18 protein-coding genes and 1 tRNA gene are annotated in these 23692 nt (G+C 44.1%); 14 read left to right on the forward strand and 5 right to left on the reverse strand.

All coding sequences use genetic code 11. The features are described from left to right. Positions 1-28: 28 nt before the first annotated feature. The gene (locus tag JMY08_RS11780; RefSeq protein ID WP_201593499.1) at positions 29-1831 is read right to left on the reverse strand and encodes an FMN-binding glutamate synthase family protein; all 1803 of its coding nucleotides are present in this window, start codon (positions 1829-1831) and stop codon (positions 29-31) included. 303 nt (positions 1832-2134) lie between these two features. Here JMY08_RS11780 and rluF point away from each other — a divergent pair, with 303 nt between their 5' ends. Then, positions 2135-3139, forward strand: coding sequence for a 23S rRNA pseudouridine(2604) synthase RluF (rluF, locus tag JMY08_RS11785; RefSeq protein WP_201593500.1), 1005 nt, complete (start codon positions 2135-2137; stop codon positions 3137-3139). 101 nt (positions 3140-3240) lie between these two features. Further along, the gene (locus tag JMY08_RS11790) at positions 3241-3684 is read left to right on the forward strand and encodes an SRPBCC family protein (RefSeq protein WP_010199693.1); all 444 of its coding nucleotides are present in this window, start codon (positions 3241-3243) and stop codon (positions 3682-3684) included. A gap of 75 nt (positions 3685-3759) precedes the next feature. Here JMY08_RS11790 and JMY08_RS11795 read toward each other — a convergent pair whose 3' ends face one another. Then, positions 3760-4071, reverse strand: coding sequence for a DUF1244 domain-containing protein (locus tag JMY08_RS11795; RefSeq protein ID WP_194620001.1), 312 nt, complete (start codon positions 4069-4071; stop codon positions 3760-3762). A gap of 478 nt (positions 4072-4549) precedes the next feature. Between JMY08_RS11795 and JMY08_RS11800 the strand changes: the two genes are divergently transcribed. Next, positions 4550-5602, forward strand: a complete 1053-nt coding sequence (locus tag JMY08_RS11800; RefSeq protein ID WP_194619999.1) for a TRAP transporter substrate-binding protein — start codon at positions 4550-4552, stop codon at positions 5600-5602. Between the two features lie 119 nt (positions 5603-5721). Here JMY08_RS11800 and JMY08_RS11805 read toward each other — a convergent pair. Continuing rightward, a tRNA-Gly gene (locus tag JMY08_RS11805) sits at positions 5722-5796 on the reverse strand. 260 nt (positions 5797-6056) lie between these two features. Between JMY08_RS11805 and JMY08_RS11810 the strand changes: the two genes are divergently transcribed. The 3 genes from JMY08_RS11810 to JMY08_RS11820 all read left to right on the forward strand — a co-directional run bounded on the left by JMY08_RS11810 (position 6057) and on the right by JMY08_RS11820 (position 10327). Beyond that, complete coding sequence (locus tag JMY08_RS11810) at positions 6057-7727, forward strand: alpha-keto acid decarboxylase family protein (RefSeq protein WP_201593501.1); 1671 nt, start codon at positions 6057-6059, stop codon at positions 7725-7727. 208 nt (positions 7728-7935) lie between these two features. Beyond that, positions 7936-8271 (forward strand): GlpM family protein, encoded by a 336-nt coding sequence (locus tag JMY08_RS11815; RefSeq protein ID WP_227676175.1) that lies wholly within the window; start codon positions 7936-7938, stop codon positions 8269-8271. A gap of 274 nt (positions 8272-8545) precedes the next feature. Next, positions 8546-10327 (forward strand): potassium/proton antiporter, encoded by a 1782-nt coding sequence (locus JMY08_RS11820; protein ID WP_201593502.1) that lies wholly within the window; start codon positions 8546-8548, stop codon positions 10325-10327. A gap of 205 nt (positions 10328-10532) precedes the next feature. Here JMY08_RS11820 and JMY08_RS11825 read toward each other — a convergent pair whose 3' ends face one another. Next, a complete protein-coding gene (locus JMY08_RS11825) occupies positions 10533-11453 on the reverse strand; it encodes a LysR family transcriptional regulator (RefSeq protein WP_201593503.1) in 921 nt (306 codons plus the stop codon). A 247-nt stretch (positions 11454-11700) separates the two neighbouring features. Between JMY08_RS11825 and speB the strand changes: the two genes are divergently transcribed. The 8 genes from speB to JMY08_RS11865 all read left to right on the forward strand — a co-directional run bounded on the left by speB (position 11701) and on the right by JMY08_RS11865 (position 22476). After that, on the forward strand, positions 11701-12669 hold the full coding sequence (gene speB / locus JMY08_RS11830) for an agmatinase (RefSeq protein WP_010199708.1): 969 nt from the start codon (positions 11701-11703) through the stop codon (positions 12667-12669). 172 nt (positions 12670-12841) lie between these two features. Continuing rightward, positions 12842-14188: a purine-cytosine permease family protein gene (locus JMY08_RS11835; protein ID WP_201593504.1), complete on the forward strand. Its 1347-nt coding sequence runs from the start codon at positions 12842-12844 to the stop codon at positions 14186-14188. Continuing rightward, positions 14185-14985 carry a carbon-nitrogen hydrolase family protein gene (locus JMY08_RS11840; protein ID WP_201593505.1) on the forward strand — a complete coding sequence of 267 codons (801 nt, stop codon included), beginning with the start codon at positions 14185-14187 and terminating at the stop codon, positions 14983-14985. Before JMY08_RS11835 ends, JMY08_RS11840 begins: the two co-directional genes overlap by 4 nt. After that, positions 14982-15725: an MBL fold metallo-hydrolase gene (locus JMY08_RS11845; RefSeq protein WP_201593506.1), complete on the forward strand. Its 744-nt coding sequence runs from the start codon at positions 14982-14984 to the stop codon at positions 15723-15725. Before JMY08_RS11840 ends, JMY08_RS11845 begins: the two co-directional genes overlap by 4 nt. A gap of 92 nt (positions 15726-15817) precedes the next feature. Then, positions 15818-17551, forward strand: coding sequence for a 5-guanidino-2-oxopentanoate decarboxylase (locus tag JMY08_RS11850; protein WP_201593507.1), 1734 nt, complete (start codon positions 15818-15820; stop codon positions 17549-17551). Between the two features lie 53 nt (positions 17552-17604). After that, on the forward strand, positions 17605-19419 hold the full coding sequence (gene dld, locus JMY08_RS11855; protein ID WP_201593508.1) for a D-lactate dehydrogenase: 1815 nt from the start codon (positions 17605-17607) through the stop codon (positions 19417-19419). Continuing rightward, complete coding sequence (locus JMY08_RS11860; protein ID WP_201593509.1) at positions 19400-20806, forward strand: YjiH family protein; 1407 nt, start codon at positions 19400-19402, stop codon at positions 20804-20806. Before dld ends, JMY08_RS11860 begins: the two co-directional genes overlap by 20 nt. Before the next feature lie 158 nt (positions 20807-20964). Then, a complete protein-coding gene (locus tag JMY08_RS11865; protein WP_227679672.1) occupies positions 20965-22476 on the forward strand; it encodes an aldehyde dehydrogenase family protein in 1512 nt (503 codons plus the stop codon). Between the two features lie 169 nt (positions 22477-22645). Here JMY08_RS11865 and JMY08_RS11870 read toward each other — a convergent pair whose 3' ends face one another. Continuing rightward, a complete protein-coding gene (locus tag JMY08_RS11870) occupies positions 22646-23491 on the reverse strand; it encodes an IclR family transcriptional regulator (RefSeq protein ID WP_201593510.1) in 846 nt (281 codons plus the stop codon). Between the last annotated feature and the right edge of the window lie 201 nt (positions 23492-23692).

Genomic DNA, 23692 nt, shown 5'->3' on the forward strand with positions numbered 1-23692 from the left:
TACTCATCACTATTTTTCAATACTATTTTCAGTCATTGCTAGGTGGAAATTCACGAAAAGTATTGTTGACGTTGCCAATTAACTGCCCACCGCCACTGATACTCGCAAAGTTCCCAAGACTCTGTTCCGCTGATGTGGTGGTTTCTCTACCTTTATCTCGTGAGTCTTTATTATAAGCAATGAGGGCATCATCATTGGCTAAAAAGCTATCAGGGTTCGCCATTACCCACATCTGATTGAACACGTCCGCGCGGGCACTACTATTAAGCAAGGCACCTCTATCAGTGAAATAAAAGAATTTCGATAATAGCTTTATCTGCCCGTCATCGAGGCGTCGAGCGATATGATAAGGTTGTAATTGGCTTGGGTGTTGTAAGCCGACCGCACCCACGATACTGGCAAGCGATTTTAGGGTGTTTTTATGGAAGCTTGCAACACGCTCAGCTTTGCTCGGCACATCCAACGCCTTTTGGCGATACGGGTCTTGAGTGGCAACGCCAGTCGGGCAAGTATTGGTATGACACGAGCGTGATTGAATACAGCCCACGGCAAACATAAAGCCGCGTGCTGAATTACACCAGTCTGCGCCCAACGCAATCATACGGGCAATATCGAAGCCAGAGACAATTTTACCGCTCACGCCAAGTTTGATTTTATCGCGAATGCCTGCACCGACCAAAGTATTGTGTACCAATAAAAACCCTTCGACCATTGGCATGCCAACATTGTCCATAAACTCGACAGGGGCGGCACCCGTACCACCTTCTGCGCCATCGATAACGATAAAATCAGGATAATTGTCCGTCTCTATCATGGCTTTGACAATGGCCATAAACTGCCAAGGTTGGCCAATACATAGCTTAAAGCCAACCGGCTTGCCACCAGATAACTCGCGTAGCTGCTGCCAAAAGGCGACTAGCTCACGCGGTGTGCTAAATGCCGTATGCGAAGAGGGTGAAACGCAGTCTTGCCCCATCGGCACTTGACGTGTATCAGCGATTTCTTGAGTGATTTTGCTGGATGGTAAGACGCCACCTTTACCAGGCTTTGCGCCTTGAGATAGCTTAATCTCAATCATTTTCACTTGTGGATCGACGGCTTTTTCGGCAAAGGATTGCGGACTAAAATCACCGTTTTCATCGCGGCAACCAAAGTAACCTGTACCTAGCTCCCAAATCAAATCACCACCGAACTTGCGATGATAAGGACTGATGGCACCTTCACCCGTGTCATGGGTAAAACCGCCTATTTTTGCGCCTTGATTAAGCGCCATGATAGCGTTTGCTGACAGACTACCGAAACTCATCGCCGAGATATTAAATACCGACATATCATGCGGCTGCTGACAACGCTCACCGCCCACCATAATGCGAAAATCTTGGTTTTCTAAAGGCTGGCTAATGGCTGATTGTAAAAACCATTCTTTACCATGGGTGTAGAGATTGTCTAGTGTGCCAAAAGCATTGGTATCGCTAACGTTTTTGGCACGCTGATAAACCAAGGCACGCTGCTGGCGTGAAAACGGTACTTGCTCTTTATCGTTTTCTAACAAATACTGACGAATCTCAGGACGGAAGTCTTCAAGTACGTAGCGGATATGCCCAGCCACTGGATAGTTTCTCAAGATGGCATGCTTTGACTGTATAACGTCATAAATCCCCAAACATACCCCAAACCCGCCAAGAATAATCAGCCACCAATTCATCAATAATAGCCCTGCTAAAAACAGCAAGACAGCAGCGGCAAAAGTACTGTAACGTAACAGCACACCGACTAAATAAGGCGAGTTGGTTTTGGGTTCAGGGTTTAGATTGGTACGAGATTGGGGCATAACGAGGCTCAATAGTAATGGTTAAATATAGTATAGATAAGATGATCAAATTTATCGTGTATATCATACGCCAATAATATCATGGCTTAATGATTATTGAGTAACGGTGTGCTAACGTTGGCTTTATTGAGTCAACCGCTGCGATTTATACGATTCTGGATATGTTTATAGGTTCTTACCCATCTCTCCTCAAAGAGTCACTCAATTTCCTATATAATGTGAGCTATTTCGTTATTGATAATCCATTCAATTTAGGCTTTTTTCTTAGCAAAAAACGCTTCTTATCAGGTAAAACGGTGCTTTATGTTCAACGCTTCCTCGACTCGTTTAAATAAATACATCAGCGAAAGTGGTATTTGCTCCAGGCGAGACGCTGACCGCTTTATTGAGCAAGGTAATGTGTACGTCAATGGCAAGCGTGCTCAAGTAGGCGCGCAAGTGGTTGCTGGAGATGCGGTGAAAGTTAACGGGCAGCTCATCGAGCCACGAGAGACAGATGATTTTGTGTTTATTGTCTTAAATAAGCCAGTGGGCATTGTGAGCACCACAGAAAGCTCTGAGAAAAATAACATTGTCGACTTTGTGAGACACAGTTTACGTATTTTCCCCATTGGTCGTTTGGATAAAGATTCCCAAGGGTTAATCTTTTTGACCAATAATGGCGATCTGGTCAATAAGGTGCTACGTGCTGGTAATAACCATGAAAAAGAGTATCTGGTCACGGTCAATAAGCCGTTAACCGATAGTGTTATTGAGGGTTTGGCCGGTGGTGTGCCGATGCTTGGCAAAATGACGAAAAAATGCCCAGTGACTAAAGTAGCGCCCAATGTGTTTAACATCACGCTAGTGCAAGGTCTGAACCGTCAAATTCGCCGTATGTGTGAGCATTTTGGCTATGAAGTTGTGAAGCTTGAGCGTACACGGATTATGAATGTAAGTCTCAAGGGTACGCCCGTTGGAGACTGGCGAGATTTGACGCCAAAAGAGTTGTCTGTTTTGCTTAAGTCTGTAGAAGATTCTTCTTCGCAAGATAGTAAACCGGCTAAGAAATCTCGTAATGCACCACGAAAAAACTCTCGTACTGATGACTCGTCAAAAGCAAAGTCGTCTTCAAAACCAGCGGGTGCGGCAAAGGGAAATAAAAAATACGCCAAGGATGATGCTAGAAAACCAGCGGGTTCTAAAGGTAGAGATGGGCGTCCTGCTGGTCGTGGTAAGCCGTCAGGGGGTAATGGTAAATCTGGAGGTAATGGTAAACCTGCTACCAATGGCAGGCGTCCTTCAAAAGGCCGAGGGTCTAAGCGGTAGTAGTTTCGCGATCATAAGTTTTTGACGTGCGACTGCTTTATTCATGTTTTAAATGTCAGTAAGCTAAATAATTTCAACTTTGATCTTAACGGGATAATATTATGTTTAAAATAAAAGTAGAACGCATTGTCAAAAAACCGATTGATGAGGTGTTTGAAGCACTGAGTGACCATGCCAGTTATGGCTCATTTAAAGCTGTGGGGGTTGCTAAGCTAGTGGCTGAAGGTGACGAGGAGCGCAATGGCGTTGGGGCTTTACGTAGCATTCAAACGGGACCTGTTAAGTTTTGGGAGCGAATTACGGCGTTTGAGCGTCCTACTCATATGGAATACCAAATCGAAAAAGCTAAACCTATAAAAATGCAACATGATAAAGGCGTCATTGATTTAAAAGACTTGGGCGATGGCACCACACACGTGACTTGGATATCTGAGGGTCGATTGACTGTACCATTGCCATTAATCGGTCGCCTATTTGACCGTCAAATGCAGAAACAAGGAACCATAGGGTTTAGTAGCATACTCAAATCTATAGAAAGCCGCTAATCTAGCGGCAATACTCGCTTTCTTGATATAATTATCTAGTGATGGCTTATTTTATTTGAGCTATCACTGTCAGTTTTAATCCGATTTTTTCTTAGCAGCTTCAATCTCGTTAAAACGTGCTAATTGCTCTGGTGTTGCTTTCTGTTGATGCTTCTCTTTCCACTCAGCATAAGGCATCCCATAAACAAGCTCGCGTGCATCCTCGTATTCGATTTCAATACCACGCTCCTCACCAGCCGCTTTATACCATTTGGATAAGCAGTTACGACAAAAGTCGGCAAGGTTCATCAGTTCGATATTTTGTACATCTTTACGCTCGTCTAAATGAGCTAGTAAGCGACGAAATGCCGCGGCTTCTAATTCGATGTTTGATTCTAATTTTGCCATAAGGTTTTTCCTAATTGTAATTGAGTCATCTCAAAACTGAGATGATACTAACGATATAAATATTGCGCAACCTGTCATGATCTATATTAAAAAATCGCACAAGCAAACTTGGCAAACTTATCATAGTAAGGTTTATCAACTTAAAGCCTTTTAATCATGATATTAAATCACGCTTCATTCCTATCTGCTCGTTGGTCAATCGTGAGCTAAGTTTCTTCTTTGAATTCATGAATAATTTTTTTGCCAGTCACGCATCATAATGTCGTGTATCCATTTTACGTAGTATCAGCTATATCATCACTTCTAGAGAATCGTCGTTAAATGATTTGACTGTTATCATTTTAGCTGTTAATTTTAAGTAGCGTTTTGAATGTTAAGCAGTTTTAATTTAAAGTGCTTATGTCTTTTAAGGCAGATTAATTAAGTCTTAATATCAATCAAATGTCAAAAAAATAATTGCTATCAAAAGGAATTGATAATGAAATTAGCACCTTTTTTTTCGATAGGTGCACTAGCAGCTATTAGCCTTTTTGGTTGTTCTGGCCAATCTGATAACAGTAGCGAAGTTGCCTCAAATCAAGAAGTTACCGTTCTACGTTTCTCCCATTTTTATCCCGCCACTGCTGATGTTAATAAAGAAATCTTTGAGCCATGGGCCAAAAAAATTGGAGAAGATTCTAATGGTCGTCTTAAGGTTGAGGTATATCCATCGGCAACACTCAGTAAAGCAGATACCGCTTATGAATCCACAGTAAAGGGAACGATTGACATCGGTTCTCAAGTACAGGGTTATACTAGTGGCCGCTTTCCACTGACCCAGATTGCAGAGCTTCCCGGTTTGTCTAATTCATCAACACAGACAGGTTGTATGCTGCAAACCCTTTATGAAAATGGCACTATATCTAGCGAATATGAAGATTCACATCTCCTTTTTATGTTCGCTACCGGCCCTGGTACATTACATAGTGCTGATAAGCTTATTCGAACTCCCGAAGATATGAAAGGGATGCGTATTCGCAGGCCATCTGCTGTAGCAGGTGATATTATTGAAAGTATGGGTGCCTCTCCTGTGGGTTTACCTGCCAATGATATATATACGTCTCTACAGCGCGGTGTGGTTGATGGATTAAGCTTTCCATGGGAGGCGATCACAACTTTCAAGCTTGATGAGTTAACCAAATATCATACCAATATCCCATTTTATAGTTCTGCTCTGATGATGACTATGAATAAAGATAAATATGAAAGTTTGCCTGATGATTTAAAAAAGGTCATTGATGATAACTCAGGTATGGCTCTTACTAAGAAAGTTGGTGAGATGTGGGATAGAACTGATTTATTAGGTTTGCAAGCTGCTAAAGATAGAGGTGATGAGATCATTGATATTCCAGATCCACTTAATGATCCAGATTGGAAAGGACCTCTGCTAAAAGGAACACAGAAATACTTAGACGATGTAAGCGCATTAGGACTCGATGCTGAAAGTGTCTATGAAAAAGCAAAAGCTGCTAGTGTGGCCTGTAAGGTCTAATTTATTAGAAATTTCTAAGGCGTGTCATCAAATCTCCTATAAAGCCCAAAAATTGGACAAAAAAAAGCCTCACTTCCTATTTAAGGAGTGAGGCTTTTAGTGCTTTTTCAAGCCATATTTGGAGCGGGAAAAGAGATTCGAACTCTCGACCCCAACCTTGGCAAGGTTATGCTCTACCACTGAGCTATTCCCGCTAATTATCAATTAACTATCGTCAGTTGATGATGGCGTATTATACGCAGTTTTTTTGGTGTGTCAACACCCATGACGAAAAAAACCAAAGTTAATAAAATAGGCGTGTCTTCTAGCCATAAATGTATGTTATAACAGTTTATTATAATATGTATTCCAAAAGCTTTGCATTACATAAATAAGCTGGGATGCACTTTATAATTTAACCTCAATCACATTCACAGTTATCAATACTTATAAAGATAAGTCATAGGGATATACAATGAGTCAACACTATACCATCGCCGATTATTTGTTTGATCGTGTCGCAGAAGCGGGCGCCTCTGAGATATTTGGCGTACCTGGTGATTTCAACTTAACTTTTTTAGACAATGTTCTCGCATCTGATAAGCTGCGCTGGGTAGGTAATACCAATGAGCTAAATGCCGGTTATGCTGCTGATGGTTATGCACGCGAGCGTGGGTTTGCCGCGATGGTGACGACCTTTGGTGTGGGCGAGTTATCAGCGATCAACGCGACGGCAGGCTCTTTTGCTGAGTACGCGCCTGTATTGCATATCGTGGGAGCACCAAGTACCGCTCTACAAGACTCAAAGCGCCGTATTCATCATTCGCTTGGTGATGGCGTATTCAATCACTTTATTAAAATGGTAGAGCCTGTGACCGTGGCACGGGCGCAAATTACACCAGAAAACGCGGCCTCAGAGATTGACCGTGTCATTCGTCTGGTGCTCAAAAAGCATCGCCCCGGCTATCTGTTACTATCGCCTGATGTTGCGCGTCAGCCTATCTATCCACCAACCACCAAGCTGATTGACAGCCAAGAAGATATCACCAGTCAAGCGGCACTGGCAGATTTCAAACAAGCCTTGACGGAGTTTTTGCCAAACAAAACCATGATGCTTATGGCAGATTTGATGGTACATCGTTTAGGATTGCAAAATCAGCTCAAAGCACTGATCGCTGATACCGATATTCCTTATACCACACTGTCTTGGGGCAAAACGCTGCTTGATGAAAACAGTGATCGTTGGGCAGGAACTTATGCAGGTGTTGCCTCGCGTCCTGTGGTCAAAGATGCGGTAGAAAACTGTGAATGCCTGATCAAAGTAGGGGTGCAGTATACCGATACGACTACCGCAGGATTCAGCCAAGATATCAATGAGGATGTGGTCGTAGATTTACATTACGAGCGTGCTGCCATTAGCGGTAAGAATTTTGCACCGATTGCACTCAAAGATGCGTTGCAAGCGTTACATGAAGTGATGACCTCAGGCATTAACATCGTACCGAAAGTTTTTTGTGAGCCAGTCAATCCTCATGAACAAAACGGCAAAGACGATGAAGCCATCCGCCAAGATGATCTGTGGCATATCATTGCTGCGCGCTTAGATCACAATAATTTGGTGTTTTCAGAACAAGGAACGGCCTATTTTGGTATCAGTGATGTGCGTCTGCCAGAAGGGGTGACCTCTTATGGGCAACCGATGTGGGGATCAATTGGCTACACATTGCCAGCCAGCTTAGGTGCCGCTATCGCATCGCCAGACAAGCGCAGTGTTCTATTAATCGGTGATGGCTCAGCATTGTTGACTATTCAAGAACTGGCGGTCATGATTCAGGAGCGTATCAATCCAGTCATCGTCTTAATTAACAACGATGGATATACCGTGGAGCGTGCGATTCATGGCGAAAACCAATACTACAATGATATTCCTAAATGTGATTGGCAGATCATGCCACAAGCGTTTGGTGCCAACAAAGAGAACAGTCTCATACTCAAAGTAGAAACGGCAGGTGAGCTAAAATCTGCCCTCGACAAGGCCGCTGCTACCACGGATAAATTAGTGATGATCGAGGTGATCGCGGACAAGCATGATATCCCGCCATTACTTGCAGATATCAGTGCCGCGCTGAAGCCAAAAAATGATTAATTAGTTCGCAAATAGCATCAACAATTATCAGTCATCGCCCCATTTAGCAGCATTGCTAGGTGGGGTTTTTTTGAGCCTTTTTATGATGTAAGTCAATTAAGCTGTTGTTCCTCTTATATCGCTTTGCAGACTTTAGTATCATGGTGGATTGGGCTATGTTCAGCCCTCAGCCCTCAGCCCTCAGCATTCAACAGGAGATGATCCCGTCGTGATTTGGTTAAAAATGCTTATTGGCGCTTTAATGGTACTGGCGATTCAATTATTTGCGCAAACTCGATTTTTTTATTTGGCGGCACTTGCGCCACTTTTCCCCACCTTTACATTAATCAGTCACTTCATCGTCGGTACTGAGCGTAGTCCTGCTGATTTAAGGGTTGCATTGATATTTAGTATGCTTGGCGTCATCCCGCATCTTATTTATACCTTTGTAGTGTTTTTTAGCATCAGCTATGTCAGCTTATATAAGGCACTTTTATTGGGCACCGTTGCTTGGACAATAGCAGCTGCTATTTTGGTACTAACATGGCAATACATTCAGGCTTAGTCAGTATTGAAAAGAGTATGCCAAACAGTTTCAACTGTATTTATAGGGCTGAGGGCATGTCATCAAACTCACTTGTATCATCATGACTAAAATGAGAGCAAGTATTAGTAAAAATCTTTATAGATAGTTTTTGTAGAAATGATAGTAGATGTTATTCTTAATGATATTTTTAATATTCAGATGTGGCGTCTACTGGTAAAGGTAAAAGATTAAATTGTAATATTTTCGCACCAACTTAATTCATCACCATTGATAAAAATAGGGCTTAAAAAAGATGGATACCTTAAATATCCTATACCTAGTAGGGGCATTGTTAATTTTTGCCAGTATCATGGCCAGTACATTATCCGCGCGTTTGGGCGTTCCATTATTGCTGTTGTTTTTGATGGTAGGGATGTTGGCAGGTGAGCAGGGTATTTTAGGTATTGAGTTTTCTCAATATGGTATCGCCAATTTCGTTGGGCAAGCAGCCTTAGCCTGTATCTTATTAGATGGTGGTTTGCGCACCTCTTTTAAGTCGTTTCGGGTTGGTCTTAAGCCTGCCGTTACACTCGCTACTTGGGGTGTCCTCGCTACTGTCATGATACTGGGCGTTTTCGTGACTTGGCTACTCGATGTCGATTGGCGCTTTGGGCTATTGATGGCAGCCATCGTTGGCTCAACCGATGCGGCAGCGGTATTTTCACTATTACGTAATGGCGGTGTCAAGCTCAATGATCGCGTCCAAGCCACACTCGAATTAGAGTCTGGTGCCAATGATCCGTTGGCTATTTTATTGGTGACGGGTCTTATCGCTCTAAATGTTGATCCAGCGGGACAGACAGTATTTGGCTTTTTGATATTACTGTTCCAGCAGTTGAGCTTTGGGCTAGGGATGGGCTTGCTATTCGGTTATTTGCTGTCTCGATTATTGCCCAAGATACATTTAGCAGAAGGCATGTATGCTATTTTGATACTATCTGCTGGCTTGTCCGTCTTTGCCGCGACCAATCTAATTGGCGGTAGTGGATTTTTAGCGGTTTATCTCACGGGTGTGATGATTGGCAATCACAAGGTACGCTCCACCGAGCATGTGATGCGAGTGATGGACAGCTTTGCTTGGTTATCACAAGCGGTGCTTTTCGTAGTGTTAGGACTATTGGTCACCCCATCAAACGTCATCAATGTTTGGCATTATTCAGTCGCGATTGCCGCCTTTATGATCTTCGTTGCCCGTCCTATCGCCGTCTATACCAGCGTTAAACCTTTTAAATTTAAAGACAGAGAGATAGGCTTTATCTCTTGGGTTGGCTTGCGCGGGGCAGTACCTATTACCCTTGCGATATTGCCTGTTATGGCAGGGATAGATAACGCCTTCATGCTGTTTGATATTGCCTTTGGGGTCGTAGTTTTGTCCTTGATTTTGCAAGGTACAACCATTCCTATCATGGCCAACTTGTTTAAGGTGCGGATTCCGACCAATGATGATCCAAAAGAGGAGCATGAGGTTTGGGTATCGGATAAGGCAAGTATTACTTTGTATGAATTCGAAGTTCAATCAGGGGCATTTGCGATTGGTCGTCATCCGATGGATATCTCTAAACGCATTAGCTCTGATGAGATTAGTGTGTTTGCGCTGGTACGTAGGCAGAGAATCGTGGTCGTTGACGAAGACACGAAGCTGAAATTTGGTGACGGTGTCTGGTACGCCATGCGTGGCGATCATGCCAGAAAAATCGCTAAAATTTTCAATGATACGACATTAGATCGTAAAGTCATCGATGATTTTTATGGCGACTGGCTACTATCACCTAGCGTCAAGCTTGGAGATTTACCCTTCTTTACGGCTATGATGCAATCTGAATCACTGGTAGACAGCCTACAGTCTGACTCTGACAGCCCAAAAAACATGTGGGAACAAACGGTCGCTGAATATGTGACAGGAAATCTAGGTACAGCACTGGTCTCAGGAGATACCGTCGCTATTAATGATAAGTGGTCATTGGTCATCAAAGAAATGGATGATAAAGGCAAGCTAAGAACCATTGGCTTAAAGCGTCAGGAGCAACCAATCTAATCAATCCACTATAAAAGCGTTATAGCGTTAACCTCGCTTGAGGTATTAAGTATACCTCTACACTCGGTTGCCTTGTACCACTTTTAAATTGAACCGACTATAGCGATATAGCCATTTATCGTTGCTGGTGATGAGCCATGATTTAAACTGGCTTATATTAGCTGGCTTATATTAGCTGGCTCGTATTAGGCCACGCCTTAGTCATTTACAGCTTTGGCGAGCTTTTTGATAATAGACGCATCATTTGACTCAAAAAATCAGCGACCTGTTTGTGCAAGTTTTCTCGGTAAGCCCAATGATGCTTGACTTCATAACTGGCCTCGGTGGGCAGTAGTATTTTCATCAGTCCCATCTCTTCATAACGTTTGGCTAAGTCATTGGGCAGGTAACCAACATGATGACCTGCCAAAATCAGCTGCGCGGTAGCCTCCATATGGTAAGTGGTGGCACTCAAAGTTTTTGGGCGCACATGATTGATACTCAAATCAGTAATATAGCCTCGTTTTATCCATGGATAGTTTTGTTCCAAACCCTCAAAGGTTAGCCCTTCTGATTCATAAAATAATCGATGCTCGCGTCCACAGCAAACCACCTGCTTTTCAATAAATGCTGGCTGAAAAGTGAGTAGCGGTGGAAAACTGCCAAAATATCCCACACCAATATCACTCTCGTTGCTTAGCAGCTTCTCTAGCATGCTTTCAGGGCTTTGCACATCGATAGAAAAGTGGATAAGGGGATTGTCACGATAACTAGCAGCCAAGCATTGGCGCAAGGCATCATAAAAAAACGTCGGCATTTGATCAATGAGACACAATCGAATGTGACCGCCATGCACGGAGTCTAATTGACGAATATAGTGCAGTTGATGTTGAAAGCTGGCAACCGCTTCGGTAAAACTCAAGCAAGCTTCATATACTGCTGCACCATCTTCTGTCAGCTTAAAACCCGCGCGTCCACGATGACAAAGCGTCATACCCAAGCGGTCTTCTAAATGGGCCAAATGACCACTAATGACAGAGGTCGTCACATTTAAGCGCGACTGGGCGGCTGTCACGCCCTGACACTCTACAATTGCCATAAAGCTACGCAAGGTTTTGATGTCTATTTTTATCAATTCATCTAGCATCAGTAATTATCCCTCAGCACTTGTGATGTTTATCAAAATGAATTTTCTATTCATCACTTTTTTAGCATAAAATTTATATCAAACTTCTGATAATAACGGTTAAATCTAACTTACTACGAAAAATCAGAAGTTTACTTCTAAATTTTACCATGGTTTGTATTCAATTATTTAGGTATTGTCAGAGTCATATAAAAAGTGACATATAACAAATTGGCTATACCGACACACTAAAACAAGGATGTGATTTATGAAATTCAATCAACCATTAAGCGGCAACGACATGCCAAGATTTGGCGGCTTTGCTTCTATGATGCGCCTGCCGACTCAGGCTGATGCAGAAGGATTAGATGTGGCTTTCGTTGGTGTACCTTTGGACATCGGTGCATCCAACCGTAGTGGTGCTAGATTGGGACCAAGACAGATACGCGATGAATCACGCATGATTCGTCCTTATAATGTCGCTACTCGTGCTGCGCCTTTTGAGTCTTTACAAGTCGCTGATATTGGCGACGTACCTATCAATACTTTCAACCTGCTAAAAAGTGTTGATATCATCGAAAAATTCTATACAGAAAAAGTCGTCAAACATGGCGCTATTCCTCTAACACTAGGCGGCGATCACACCATTGCCTTGCCTATTTTGCGTGCGCTTGCCAAAAAACATGGCCCTGTCGGTATGGTGCATATCGATGCGCATGCAGATATCAACGATGATATGTTTGGTGAAAAAATCGCTCATGGCACCCCATTTCGCCGTGCTGTCGAAGAAAATTTAATCGATGGTAACCGTGTAGTACAAATCGGTCTGCGTGGTACTGGTTATAGTGCCGAAGAGTTTGATTGGTCAACCCAGCAAGGCTTTCGCGTTGTACCTGCTGAGGAATGCTGGTACAAGTCGCTAACACCGCTCATGGCAGAAGTGCGCGAAAAGCTAGGCGATGGACCTGTCTATTTAAGTTTCGATATCGATGGTATTGACCCAGCGTTTGCGCCTGGTACGGGTACTGCTGAAATCGGTGGTCTGACCTCAACTCAAGCCATAGAAATCATTCGCGGTATGCGCGGACTGGAAGTAGTCGGTGGCGATTTGGTAGAAGTGTCACCGCCGTATGACCCATTCGGTAACACCTCAGTACTGGCAGCGAACTTATTGTTTGAGATGCTATGTATCCTACCGGGTGTGCGCTATGACGATAAAGTAAAGGCTGTTTACTAATAGCTGTGTCTCATCATGATAACCATAAAAGAATGGATCATTAACAATCTCTTATTAGCTAGATTTGGCGTATAGGGTAGCTATCCCAATACGGTATATGAGCGGATAACGGCATCGTCACCAGTGTATTTGAGTTGCTGGTATTAATATAATTTGGTTAAGGAAGACCGCAATGAGCAAACCCTCTTCATTTTTTGGTCAAGATACGCTCTCTCCAAATGAGGCTGGACACAGTTTAGGTTCGATTGGTACGTTTGCGCTGTGGTTTGGTGCCAATATAGTCGTCACGACTATTTTAACTGGGATGCTGTTGGTACCTGATTTGCGGTTTACTACTGCTATAACGACGGTACTCATCGGCTCATTGATCGGTGCCATTCCGTTACTCTTAGTTGGTCTAATGGGTCAGCGCACTGGTTTACCATCGATGGCGCTCACACGTAGAGCTTATGGGTCATTGGGTAGTCAGTTAATTTCATTGGTAAACATGGGCGTGCTCATCGCGTGGAGCTGTATTCAGGCTTTGCTCGCTGGCATGAGCCTTAACTATGCCGTTGAAGCCACAACAGGCTATAGCAATCTGCCACTATTTGTCATTCTGTGTGAGACAGTCGTGGTGTTGATTGTATTACGTGGTCACCTTGGTATTGAGCTTGTCGAGCGCTGGGCAGCATTAGCAATGGCAGGTCTTACCGTCGTGGTGCTATATCAGTTAAATCAGCACTATGATGTTTCTACACTATTTGAGATGCCAGTTGAGTCGCGTAATGGTATTACGTTAGGTATCGCTTTTGATATTGTCATCGCCACTGCGTTTTCTTGGATGTCTTCGGCAGCCGATTACAATCGCAATTGCAAGACCTCAAAAATTGCAGTATGGGGTACTTATTTTGGTTATATCGTGGCTGCTATCGTTGCGATGGGTTTGGGTGCGACAATCTCAGGGCTTTCTATCCTAAATGGCATGGAGCAGACTTACGATCCGACTCGTTTGCTTGCTGAATTTGGTTTTGGTTTACCAGCTGCACTGGTTATTTTCTTCTCAGTCATGACAACCAATGTGATGGCAGTCTATAGCGCAACACTATCATGCATGAACATAGCGCCTAACATGAGCTTTTGGAAACCTGCACTTATCATTGGCTTAGTCACTATTTTTGGTGCACTGATTCCTGGTATTTTAGATCAGTTCCAAAACTTCTTGTTAATCGTTGGTGCATTGTTCATCCCAGCATTCTCAGTCATGATTGTTGATTATTACCTTGTGGGTCAAGAAGGTTATACGGCAAAACTGCTTGATTCTACTAAACAATTGGGCCGTCCTACGGCAAAGATTGCTATCGCGGCTTATTTAATTGGTGCTGCTCTTGCAGCTTACTGGACTTTGATCTCTCCTCCTTCTTTTGGTGCCTCGTTACCTGTCTTTATCATCACTGGCGGACTTTACTGGTTAGGTGCTACTTTATTTACTCGTCCTAGTGATGCCATCACTTCCGCTCAAAAGGAGCCTTCATTATGAGATTGATGATTGCTCAAACAAATCCTTTATGGGCTGAACCTGCTGCTAACTTAAAAGCATTGGAGTCATTATGTCGCCTAGCAGCAGAGGCCAAAGTAGACTTATTGGCACTGCCAGAGCTGGCATTCACAGGCTACAACATCTTTGAGCGGCTTGATAGCCTAGCGGAACCTGCTGATGGCTCAATCGTGACCGAAGTAGCCACGCTTGCTGATAAATATAATTTGCACTTGCTATTTGGCCTTGCTGAGCAGGGTGCTGATGGTGAGTTTAGCAACTCTGCCTTATTGTTAGATGATAACGGTCAGCACCTTGCCACTTATCATAAGCGGCATTTATGGGGCCGCGAAAATGAGTTCTTTGTCGCAGGTAAGCAATCTTGTGTGGTTGATACTCGATTCGGAAAATTAGGATTGATGATTTGCTATGACAATGAGTTTCCAGAAGTGGCAAGAGAGCTGGCACAAGCAGGGGCAGAAATCATACTGTCACCGACGGCAAATATGTTGCCAAATGCAGAGCGGCAGGTGCTACAAATACGCGCTCGAGCAATGGACAATCAATGCTTTGTCGCTTGTATTAACCGATCAGGTGTAGAACAAACGCTTCATTACTGTGGGAATAGTATCGTCGCTGGTCCGGATGGTGAGGTGCTCGGCCGACTTGGCTTAGCGGCTGGCACCCTGATAGTAGATATCGATCTCGCTTGCATCGATGAGAGTCGCACGCATCAAGACTATCTTAAAGACCTGCGTGTTCTTAAAGACAATCATGCCTTTAATGGAGCGAACTCATGAGTGAACAGTTATTACCACGAATCAAACCAGAAAACTGGTATCGAACAACAACACTTAGCGATGGCATTACGCTCATCGATGAGCCGTGGATCAAGCCGTTTTTTCGCTGTAATCTATGGCACGTGCAAGGAAGTCAGCGCGATTTATTAGTCGATTTTGGATTAGGGGCTGTACCATTGCGCCGCCACGTTGCTTTGCTTGCTGATCGCGATATCGTTGGTGTTGCCAGTCATACTCATTTTGATCATATTGGCGCGGCAAGTGAATTTGACTGCTGTCACGTACATTCTGCTGAAGCCCATATTCTCGCTGAGCCAGATAACGCACGTACTTTAGCTGATATGTTCGTCAACGATGAGATGTTTGATGCGTTACCTCCTGAGCCTTATGCTCATTGCGGCTATAAAATTGCTGCACCAGCGAAAATAATGCAACTTGAAGACGGTGACATGATTGATTTGGGCAATCGTCAATTTGAAGTGATTCATACACCCGGTCACTCCCCAGGTGGTATTGCCTTGTGGGAATCAGCTAGCGAGACTCTGATTTCTGGTGATCTGATCTATGACGGCCCATTGATCGAAGATACGTGGCACAGCAACATGTCCGATTATGCCAAGAGTATGCGCCGCTTAAATGCACTGCCTGTGCGTGTTGTACACGGTGGTCATTTTCCCAGTTTTTCAGGTGAACGTTTAAATATCATGATTGATGATTGGTTACGGCACCATGAATTGTGATTTGTAGCATTTAATAACTATTTAAAACAAACAGCTAGCCAATATAAAAATCTTAACTTAATACTTATTACATTTTTTAGGATAACTGACTCATGACCCAATTGACGCAAACGTCTTCTTCATTACCTGCAACCCCATCTCTGACATGCGGTGAGCTGTTGGTACAGTGGTTAGAATACTATGGCGTAGAGACCGTATTTGGCATACCCGGTGTGCACACGGTCGAGCTATATCGTGGTCTGCCAAACACCAATATCCGCCATGTGACGCCGCGTCACGAGCAAGGCGCTGGGTTTATGGCTGACGGCTACTATCGTGCTTCTGGCAAGATTGGCGTGTGTTTTATCATCACCGGCCCTGGCATGACCAATATTATGACTGCCATGGCACAAGCATTGGCGGATTCTATACCGATGCTGGTGATCTCTAGTGTCAATAAAGTGGCAGATACGGGCAGCGGTGAAGGGCACTTGCATGAATTGCATGATCAGCAAGGCATGGTCAGCAAGGTGGCACTCACGAGCAAAACCATCTGGAAGCCTGAGTCGCTACCCAAGGTCATCGCAGAAGCTTTTGCCTTATTCAATGGTGCACGTCCGGGGCCAGTGCATATCCAGCTGCCAATCGATGTGATCACCGCCGATGCCAGCCATGTCGCCAAGCCACCTGATTTAACGCCTTACTTGAATAGTCCGGAAACCAGCCAAACTGATGCGAATAGCTCAACGCTGCCTCGAGTAATAAGACCGCTGCCCAATCCTGCACAGCTTGACTTAATTATCGAGTCTCTCAAAACCGCAAAAAATCCAGTGTTGCTCTATGGTGGTGGCTGCGTCGATGTCAATAAAGATGCACAAAAACTGGCAGAGCTGATCGATGCGCCGACATTTTTGACCATCAACGCCAAAGGTCTGCTACCACCCGCTCATCCGTTGAGCTTAGGCAGCAATCAATCATTAGCAGCAGGTCGAGCCGTTATCACCGAGGCTGACTTGGTATTGGCCATTGGCACTGAGCTTGGCGAGACGGACTATGATGTCTTTTTCAATGGCGAGTTTAAAATTAATGGCACGTTGATTCGTATCGACTGCGATGCTCAGCAACTGCATCGTCCTTTTAGAGCGGATATCGCCGTATTATCCGATGCGCAAATGGCTATAAGTGGCCTTTGCACACGTTTAGAAAACCAAGCGTTGAATCATAAAGCGGTGTCACGAGTCGCCGAGGCAAAACAGGCATTGTTAGCAGAAATGACCCCAGACTTTGCTGGTCAAAATGCGCTACTTCAGCTGATTCGAGATGAAGTAAAAGACGTCATATTTGTTGGAGATTCAACGCAGCCTGTCTATAGTGGCAATCTTGGTTTTGAAGCATTAGCAACCCGAAAATGGTTTAACTCGTCGACTGGGTTTGGCACGCTAGGTTACGGTTTGCCTGCCGCGATAGGTGCCATGATTGGCTCAAAATCGCCAGTTATTAGTCTTATTGGCGATGGCGGTATTCAATTTACCATTGCAGAACTCATCTGCGCTGCCGAGCTTGAGCTACCATTGATAGTCCTGCTGTGGAACAACCAAGGCTATGGTGAGATTCGTCGTTATATGGAAGAGGGTAGTCTACCACTGATTGGGGTCAATATTAAGACGCCACATTTTGAGCCATTAGCCGCAGGATTTGGTGCAGGTTATCGCCGAATTACCGATAAGCAGCAACTGCTAGACGCCTTGCAAAAGGACATCAACGGCAAGCAGCCTTTCATTTATGAAGTTGATGAAGCCGATGATTTTCTGACTGAGATAGGCAAGGACTTTATCTGTTTTAGCTGATGGTAATGACTTAACGGTACTAAAGGCTAGTCACTCAAGGAAAAATGTCTGCAATGCTAAATTCTAACCACTCGTCTAATAGTTGGAATGCGTCGCAGGCAAGTTTGTTAACAGACTTAGCAGCCGTTGCTGGCGCGCCCAATGTATTGACCAAGCCTAGTCAGCAGCAGTCATATATACAAGGGGCGATTGCTGCTATCACAGATGCTATCTTGGCAGTGGTGACCCCTCATTCTCTTGTGGCGCTATGGCGCGTCATTAACCTCTGTGCAGCATCTGATGTGATCATTATCGCTCAGGCTGCTAACACAGGGTTGACCGGAGGCTCCACGCCGTATGGGAAGTATGACAGACCAGTCATCGTTATTTCTACGCAACTATTGGGCGGTGTTCATCTGCTCAATGACGCAGCAGAGCTTGTTGCCTTGCCAGCGGCGACCCTTCAGCAATTAGAATACAAGCTTGCACCTTTGGGGCGTGAGCCGCATTCAGTGCTGAGCTCTAGTTGTGTTGGTGCTTCGGTGATTGGCGGTATTTGCAACAGCTCTGGCGGTATGTTGGTGCAGCGTGGTCCGGCGTATACCGAGATGTCACTATTTGCCAAACGTAATGCTATGGGTGAGTTTGAATTAATCAATCACTTAGGCATTGATTTAGGTGTCGATCCAGAAGAGATGCTTGGAAACCTACAAGCTGGCACGTTCAATAAAAATCCAGATAGTGCCAACAGTAAGTCCTGTACAAACTATCATTATCAACACAAAGTGCGTGATTGCGAGGCAGACACACCTGCCAGATTTAACAATGATCCTAACGGATTGTATGAAGCCTCTGGTTCAGCAGGCAAAGTTATCGTCTTTGCGGTTCGAGTCGCGACATTTGCCAAACCAGCGCAAGAGCAAACATTCTATATCTCGACCAATGACGCTGATACCTTGACCACACTCAGGCAGCAGTGGTTAAAAAGCGAGCTGAACCTGCCTGTTTTGGCAGAATACATGCACAAAAATTATAACGATATAACCATGCGCTATGGCCGCGATACTTGTTTAAGTATGCGCAAACTGCCAGCCAGTAAGATAGGCGCGTTGTATCGGTTACAAGCCAAGATTGGCTATTATTTGGATAAATGGCGACTGCCTCAGACTTTACCAGATCGGGTGCTACAAATGGTATCGACCTTTATGCCGCCATCATTGCCTGCGCCTTTAAGCACGCAAGCGCTCTCGTACCGTTATCATCTAATCATCAAAGTCGCGAATGACAGTGATAGTGATAGTGACGATGATAATCACAGTGCTAAGGCTAGTAATCAGCATATTGCCGCCGCTCAAGCATTTCTACAGTCCCATATGCAGCAGCATCAAGGCGTCGTACATCTTTGTACAGCCGAAGAATCACAAGCATTATCGGTGTTTCGCAGTGCGGCAACCGCTGCCATGTTTCGTTATCACAATCTTAACCACACAAAGTTTGGCGAGCTATTAGCGACTGATATTGCCTTACCAAGGAATGCTGTAGATTGGGATGAGGTGCTACCTACTGACTTACAAAAGCAGGTAAGTAAAACCTTTTATTTGGGGCATTTTTTCTGTCATGTCATGCATCAAGACTATCTGTTATACCCTGAAGTGGATGCAAAAAAATTCAAGGATGAGCTATTGGCGTTTTATGATCGGCGTCGTATAGAGTACCCTGCTGAGCACAACGTGGGACATGTCTATACCGCAAAATCTGCACTACATAATTTTTATAAAAAACTAGATCCGACTAATTCGCTAAACCCAGGCATTGGTCAGACAGCAAAATGGAAAAATTGGCGGTCGTCGCCTATCATGGAGGAATTAAATGACGAGTCATATCAGTAAGTCACAGCAGCCAGTCTTAGGTAATAATGCTGTCGATCCAAAAACACCACAGGGCGAGCAATGGCGAGCGTCATTGTGGAAATTTATTTTATTTTCAGCCCTTGGTATCGCGCTATTTATCATTCCCTTTCAATGGGATGGCAAGGTTACTATTTTATTGGGCGTATTGACCGATGCACTACAAGGCTGGATAGGCGGTTATGTGGCTTACGTGGCACTGGCGATCGTTACCATCTCTTTTGTTGGCGCACTCGCGGTCAAGCTGTTACGACCTACCTTGCACGAAGACTCTATGATAAAGAAGCTCTTCGATGTTGAGTGGTTGTGGTTTGGCGCTCGTTTTTTGGGCGCAGTATTTATCTGGATGATATTTTTACAAGTAGGCCCCGAGTTTATTATTAACCGTAATACCGGCGGCGTTATTTTTGAAGATTTGATTCCGATTTTGATTCCTTTGTTTTTCTTCGCTATCTTATCCTTGCCGTTCTTAACGGATTTTGGTTTGATGGAGTTTTTGGGAACGTTAGCCAGTAAAGTCTTTATCAAACTATTTAAACTACCCGGACGCTCAGCGGTAGATGCGATGTCTTCTTGGTTTGGCGCGGCCTCTATCGGCTTGCTAGTGACCATGCAAGAGTATGACAAAAGCTATTATAGCCAGCGTGAAGCGGCGGTTATTGCCACAACTTTTTCGGTAACTTCAATCGCTTTTACTTATGTCGTAGCGAAAACAATTGGCGTAGACAACAACTTTGTCTTCTTTTATCTGACCATCGCGTTGACTGGTTTTATAGCAGCCATTATCATGCCACGCATCCCGCCATTATCACTGAAAGCGGACACCTATCATTCTGGCAAATGTATGCTAGATGAAGAGATTCCTACTCAGTATAGTATGCCGCAGTGGGCGCTAAATCGTGCTGTGACGCGTGCGTATTCTATGCCAAGTCTGGCAAGTGTGTTCAAACACAGCCTAAAGAATTTATTTGATATTTACTTTGGTCTGATTCCTGTTATTTTTGCTATCGGCACCATTGGTCTAGGGCTGGCAGAGTACACGCCAGTATTTAACTGGATATCTGCGCCCCTCGTGCCTTTGCTTGAATTGCTACAAATTCCAGAAGCGGCAGAAGCGGCGCCTGCCATGATTATGGGCTTTGCTGATATGTACTTACCAGCGTTGGTCGGTAAGAGTATTGAGAGTGAAATGACACGATTCATCGTTGGGGCATGCTCTATTACGCAGATTATTTATATGTCTGAAGTGGGTGCGCTGATTTTGAAATCAAACATTAAGCTTAATGTGTTAGAGCTGTTTATGATTTTCATCCTTCGTACTTTGATTAGCCTAGTGATTATTACCTCAGTAGCGCATCTCCTGTATTAATCAGAAGACCCCGTGACAAAGTTAGGATAGGGTAAGCGACAGTGATTTTTGGCGGGTGATTGATGCCATTGACTGCGCAGATAGGCAGTAGCGTCAATCACCCGTAATCATTATCAATAAATACGCTACGAATAAACAATGAGAGAGGACATACCATCATGGAAACGACAAATGCTACTGATATAACCAGACAAATTGCAAAAGAGACAATGCAAAATGAAGTGGTATTAAATGCGGCCTATATCAATGGTAAATGGACTGCCATCGAAGCATCATCGGTTGATAGCGAAGACACTGATATGCAGAATCTATATGACCCAAATACTGGTGAGGTGTTAGCATCGACACGCTTATGTACCAGTGCCCATGTAGAAACAGCGGTCAATGCTGCCTTTGCTGCCTATGCAAATTGGTCGCAAACCCCAGTAAGCGTGCGTGCGCATTATTTGCATGCGATTGCTGACGCTATGGAGCAGCGATTTGACAAATTGGTTGGATTGTCTGTTTTAAACAATGGTAAGCCCATCGAAGAGGCAAAAATAGACGTCGGTGATGCTATCGCTTGTTATCGCTATTATGCCAACCTGATAACAGATCAAGAAACGTGGTCGGAAGTACCCACGAATGAATCAGGCATTCGTCTGCTAAAGACTTTTGCGCCCGTTGGCGTGTGCGCATTGATTGTACCTTGGAACTTTCCAATGGTGACGACCTCTTGGAAGTTGGCACCAGCGCTAGCAGCAGGCTGCACAGTGGTATTAAAGCCTTCTGAGGTGACCTTATTGCCAGAATTGATGCTGGGCAATATATTGTCTAGTATCGAGCTGCCAAAGGGCGTGGTTAATATTTTGCCCGGTGCTGCCGAAGTTGGTGCTGCCATGACCAGTCATCCGCTGATTGATAAAGTCTCTTTTACTGGTAGTAATGTGGTGGGTGAAAAGGTAATGACCCAAGCGGCAAAGAGCATCAAAGACATCAGTCTTGAGCTTGGTGGCAAGTCTGCTATTGTGGTGCGCGCGGATGCCGATATCGACTACGCTTGTGACCTGATCATTGGCGGTGTATTTACCAATGCTGGTCAAATATGTTCAGCGACCTCTAGATTGCTTGTTCATGAAGGTATCGCACCGACTTTATTTGAAGCGTTGAAAGTGAAAACCGCAAGCCTGCAAGTTGGTGATGGTTTTGATACAGTCACTCAGATGGGTCCAATGGTCAGCGAGCAACAGCTTAAGCAAGTAAAAAAATACTGTGATATTGCGACTGCCGAACATCTTACTTGCCTGACTGGTGGAGAAATATTAGCTAGGCAAGGATATTTTGCCGCGCCCACTGTTTATATCGATGTTCCTGTAACCAGCCAATTGTGGCTCGAAGAAGTGTTCGGACCAGTATTGGTTAGCAAAACCTTCAAAGACGATGCAGAAGCCATTCGTTTGGCCAACGACAGCAAATATGCGTTGGCGGCAACCATTGTCAGTACTGATGAAACGGTCGCATTGGCGATGGCATTACAGATTGAAGCGGGTCATGTTTGGATCAATGAACAACAAATCGTGCTGCCTGAGTCAGGGTGGGGTGGCTTTAAACAAAGCGGCATCGGTCGTGAGTTAGGTGGGGGCGGTCTGTCCGCTTACCAAAAGAGCAAGCATGTATTGTTATCTGACTAAATATTTGAATGTTCAACAGACCCTAATATTTTAAGCTTATCGATTACCCATTAAAAACCCCTTTAAATCTTAAAATTTAAAGGGATTTCAAAAACGATTAACTTTGGATAATGAACGACAGTAGTACGATTGAGTTTTCAATTTTTGCCACGCTAACGGGTCATCCGCCTTAGCTGATATAAATATTACTCTCGATGTTATTCTTCATATGAAGCAACCGAGGGGCAATGTCTTCTTCTAGTTTAGTACGACTAAGAACAAAACTGGGTGCGCCGCAATTAAAAGTCAGTAAGCCCTCAGTCGGATGCATGATGGCGGTAGCGACAGCGTTGACGTCTTTTTGCCATTCACTAATCGAGAAGCAATACCCATAGTCGTCATAATCTCTAAAGGCTTTATCCAGTCCGCGTCTAATCTTTAACCAATCATCTTTATACTTACTGCGAATGGCATCAAGGATAAATTCTTGCTCAGCAGCGGGCATACTGGCCAAACATGCGCGTCCCATCGAACTTAAATGAATAGGTAGATATGAGCCGACATTACGTCGCATGGTAGTCGTCCCAGACCCTTGTACGACATTGAGATATACCATCCTCAGGCGGTCACGGGTTGCCATAGCGACCGCACTATTGGCATAATCTGCCAGTTCTTCCATATACGGGGTGACTAAATTGTTGATAGAGACATTTGCCATCATCGTATAGCCAAACCCTAACACACCGGCAGAAAGCTGATATTTACTACTGTTGGTCGATTGCTTTAGATATCCTAACTTGACTAAGGTATAAGTCAGTCGCGTGATCGTCCCTTTAGGCAGGCCAGTCAATTGACTTAAGTCTTGATTACCCAAATAAGGGCGCTGCGGGGTAAAACAACGCAGCAGTTCTAAGCCGCGTGCCAAAGCGGTAATAAACTGCCTATCGTTTTTATCTCTCATGTCACTAATCGGCTCTAACAGCTCAATGTGTGTTGATTTATTAGAGTCTTCATCATCAAGGATATTAGTTGTCATATAAGATTTATTGCTCTCAATTACGTTAATTTAAATAGCATAAAATTCACTACTTTTAGGGCGTGTCTTCAATTCACTCGATAGTCATCTAAATGGGCTAAAAATGGCTAAATCTTGCCAAACGTCGTCAAATAGCTGGTTAATATCCCGATATTATCTGCACTATTTTTCTTGTTTGACGGCAATTTATCTCATTTTTAT

Source organism: Psychrobacter sp. Pi2-51 (assembly GCF_904846665.1).
In the GTDB taxonomy this organism is placed as follows: domain Bacteria; phylum Pseudomonadota; class Gammaproteobacteria; order Pseudomonadales; family Moraxellaceae; genus Psychrobacter; species Psychrobacter glaciei.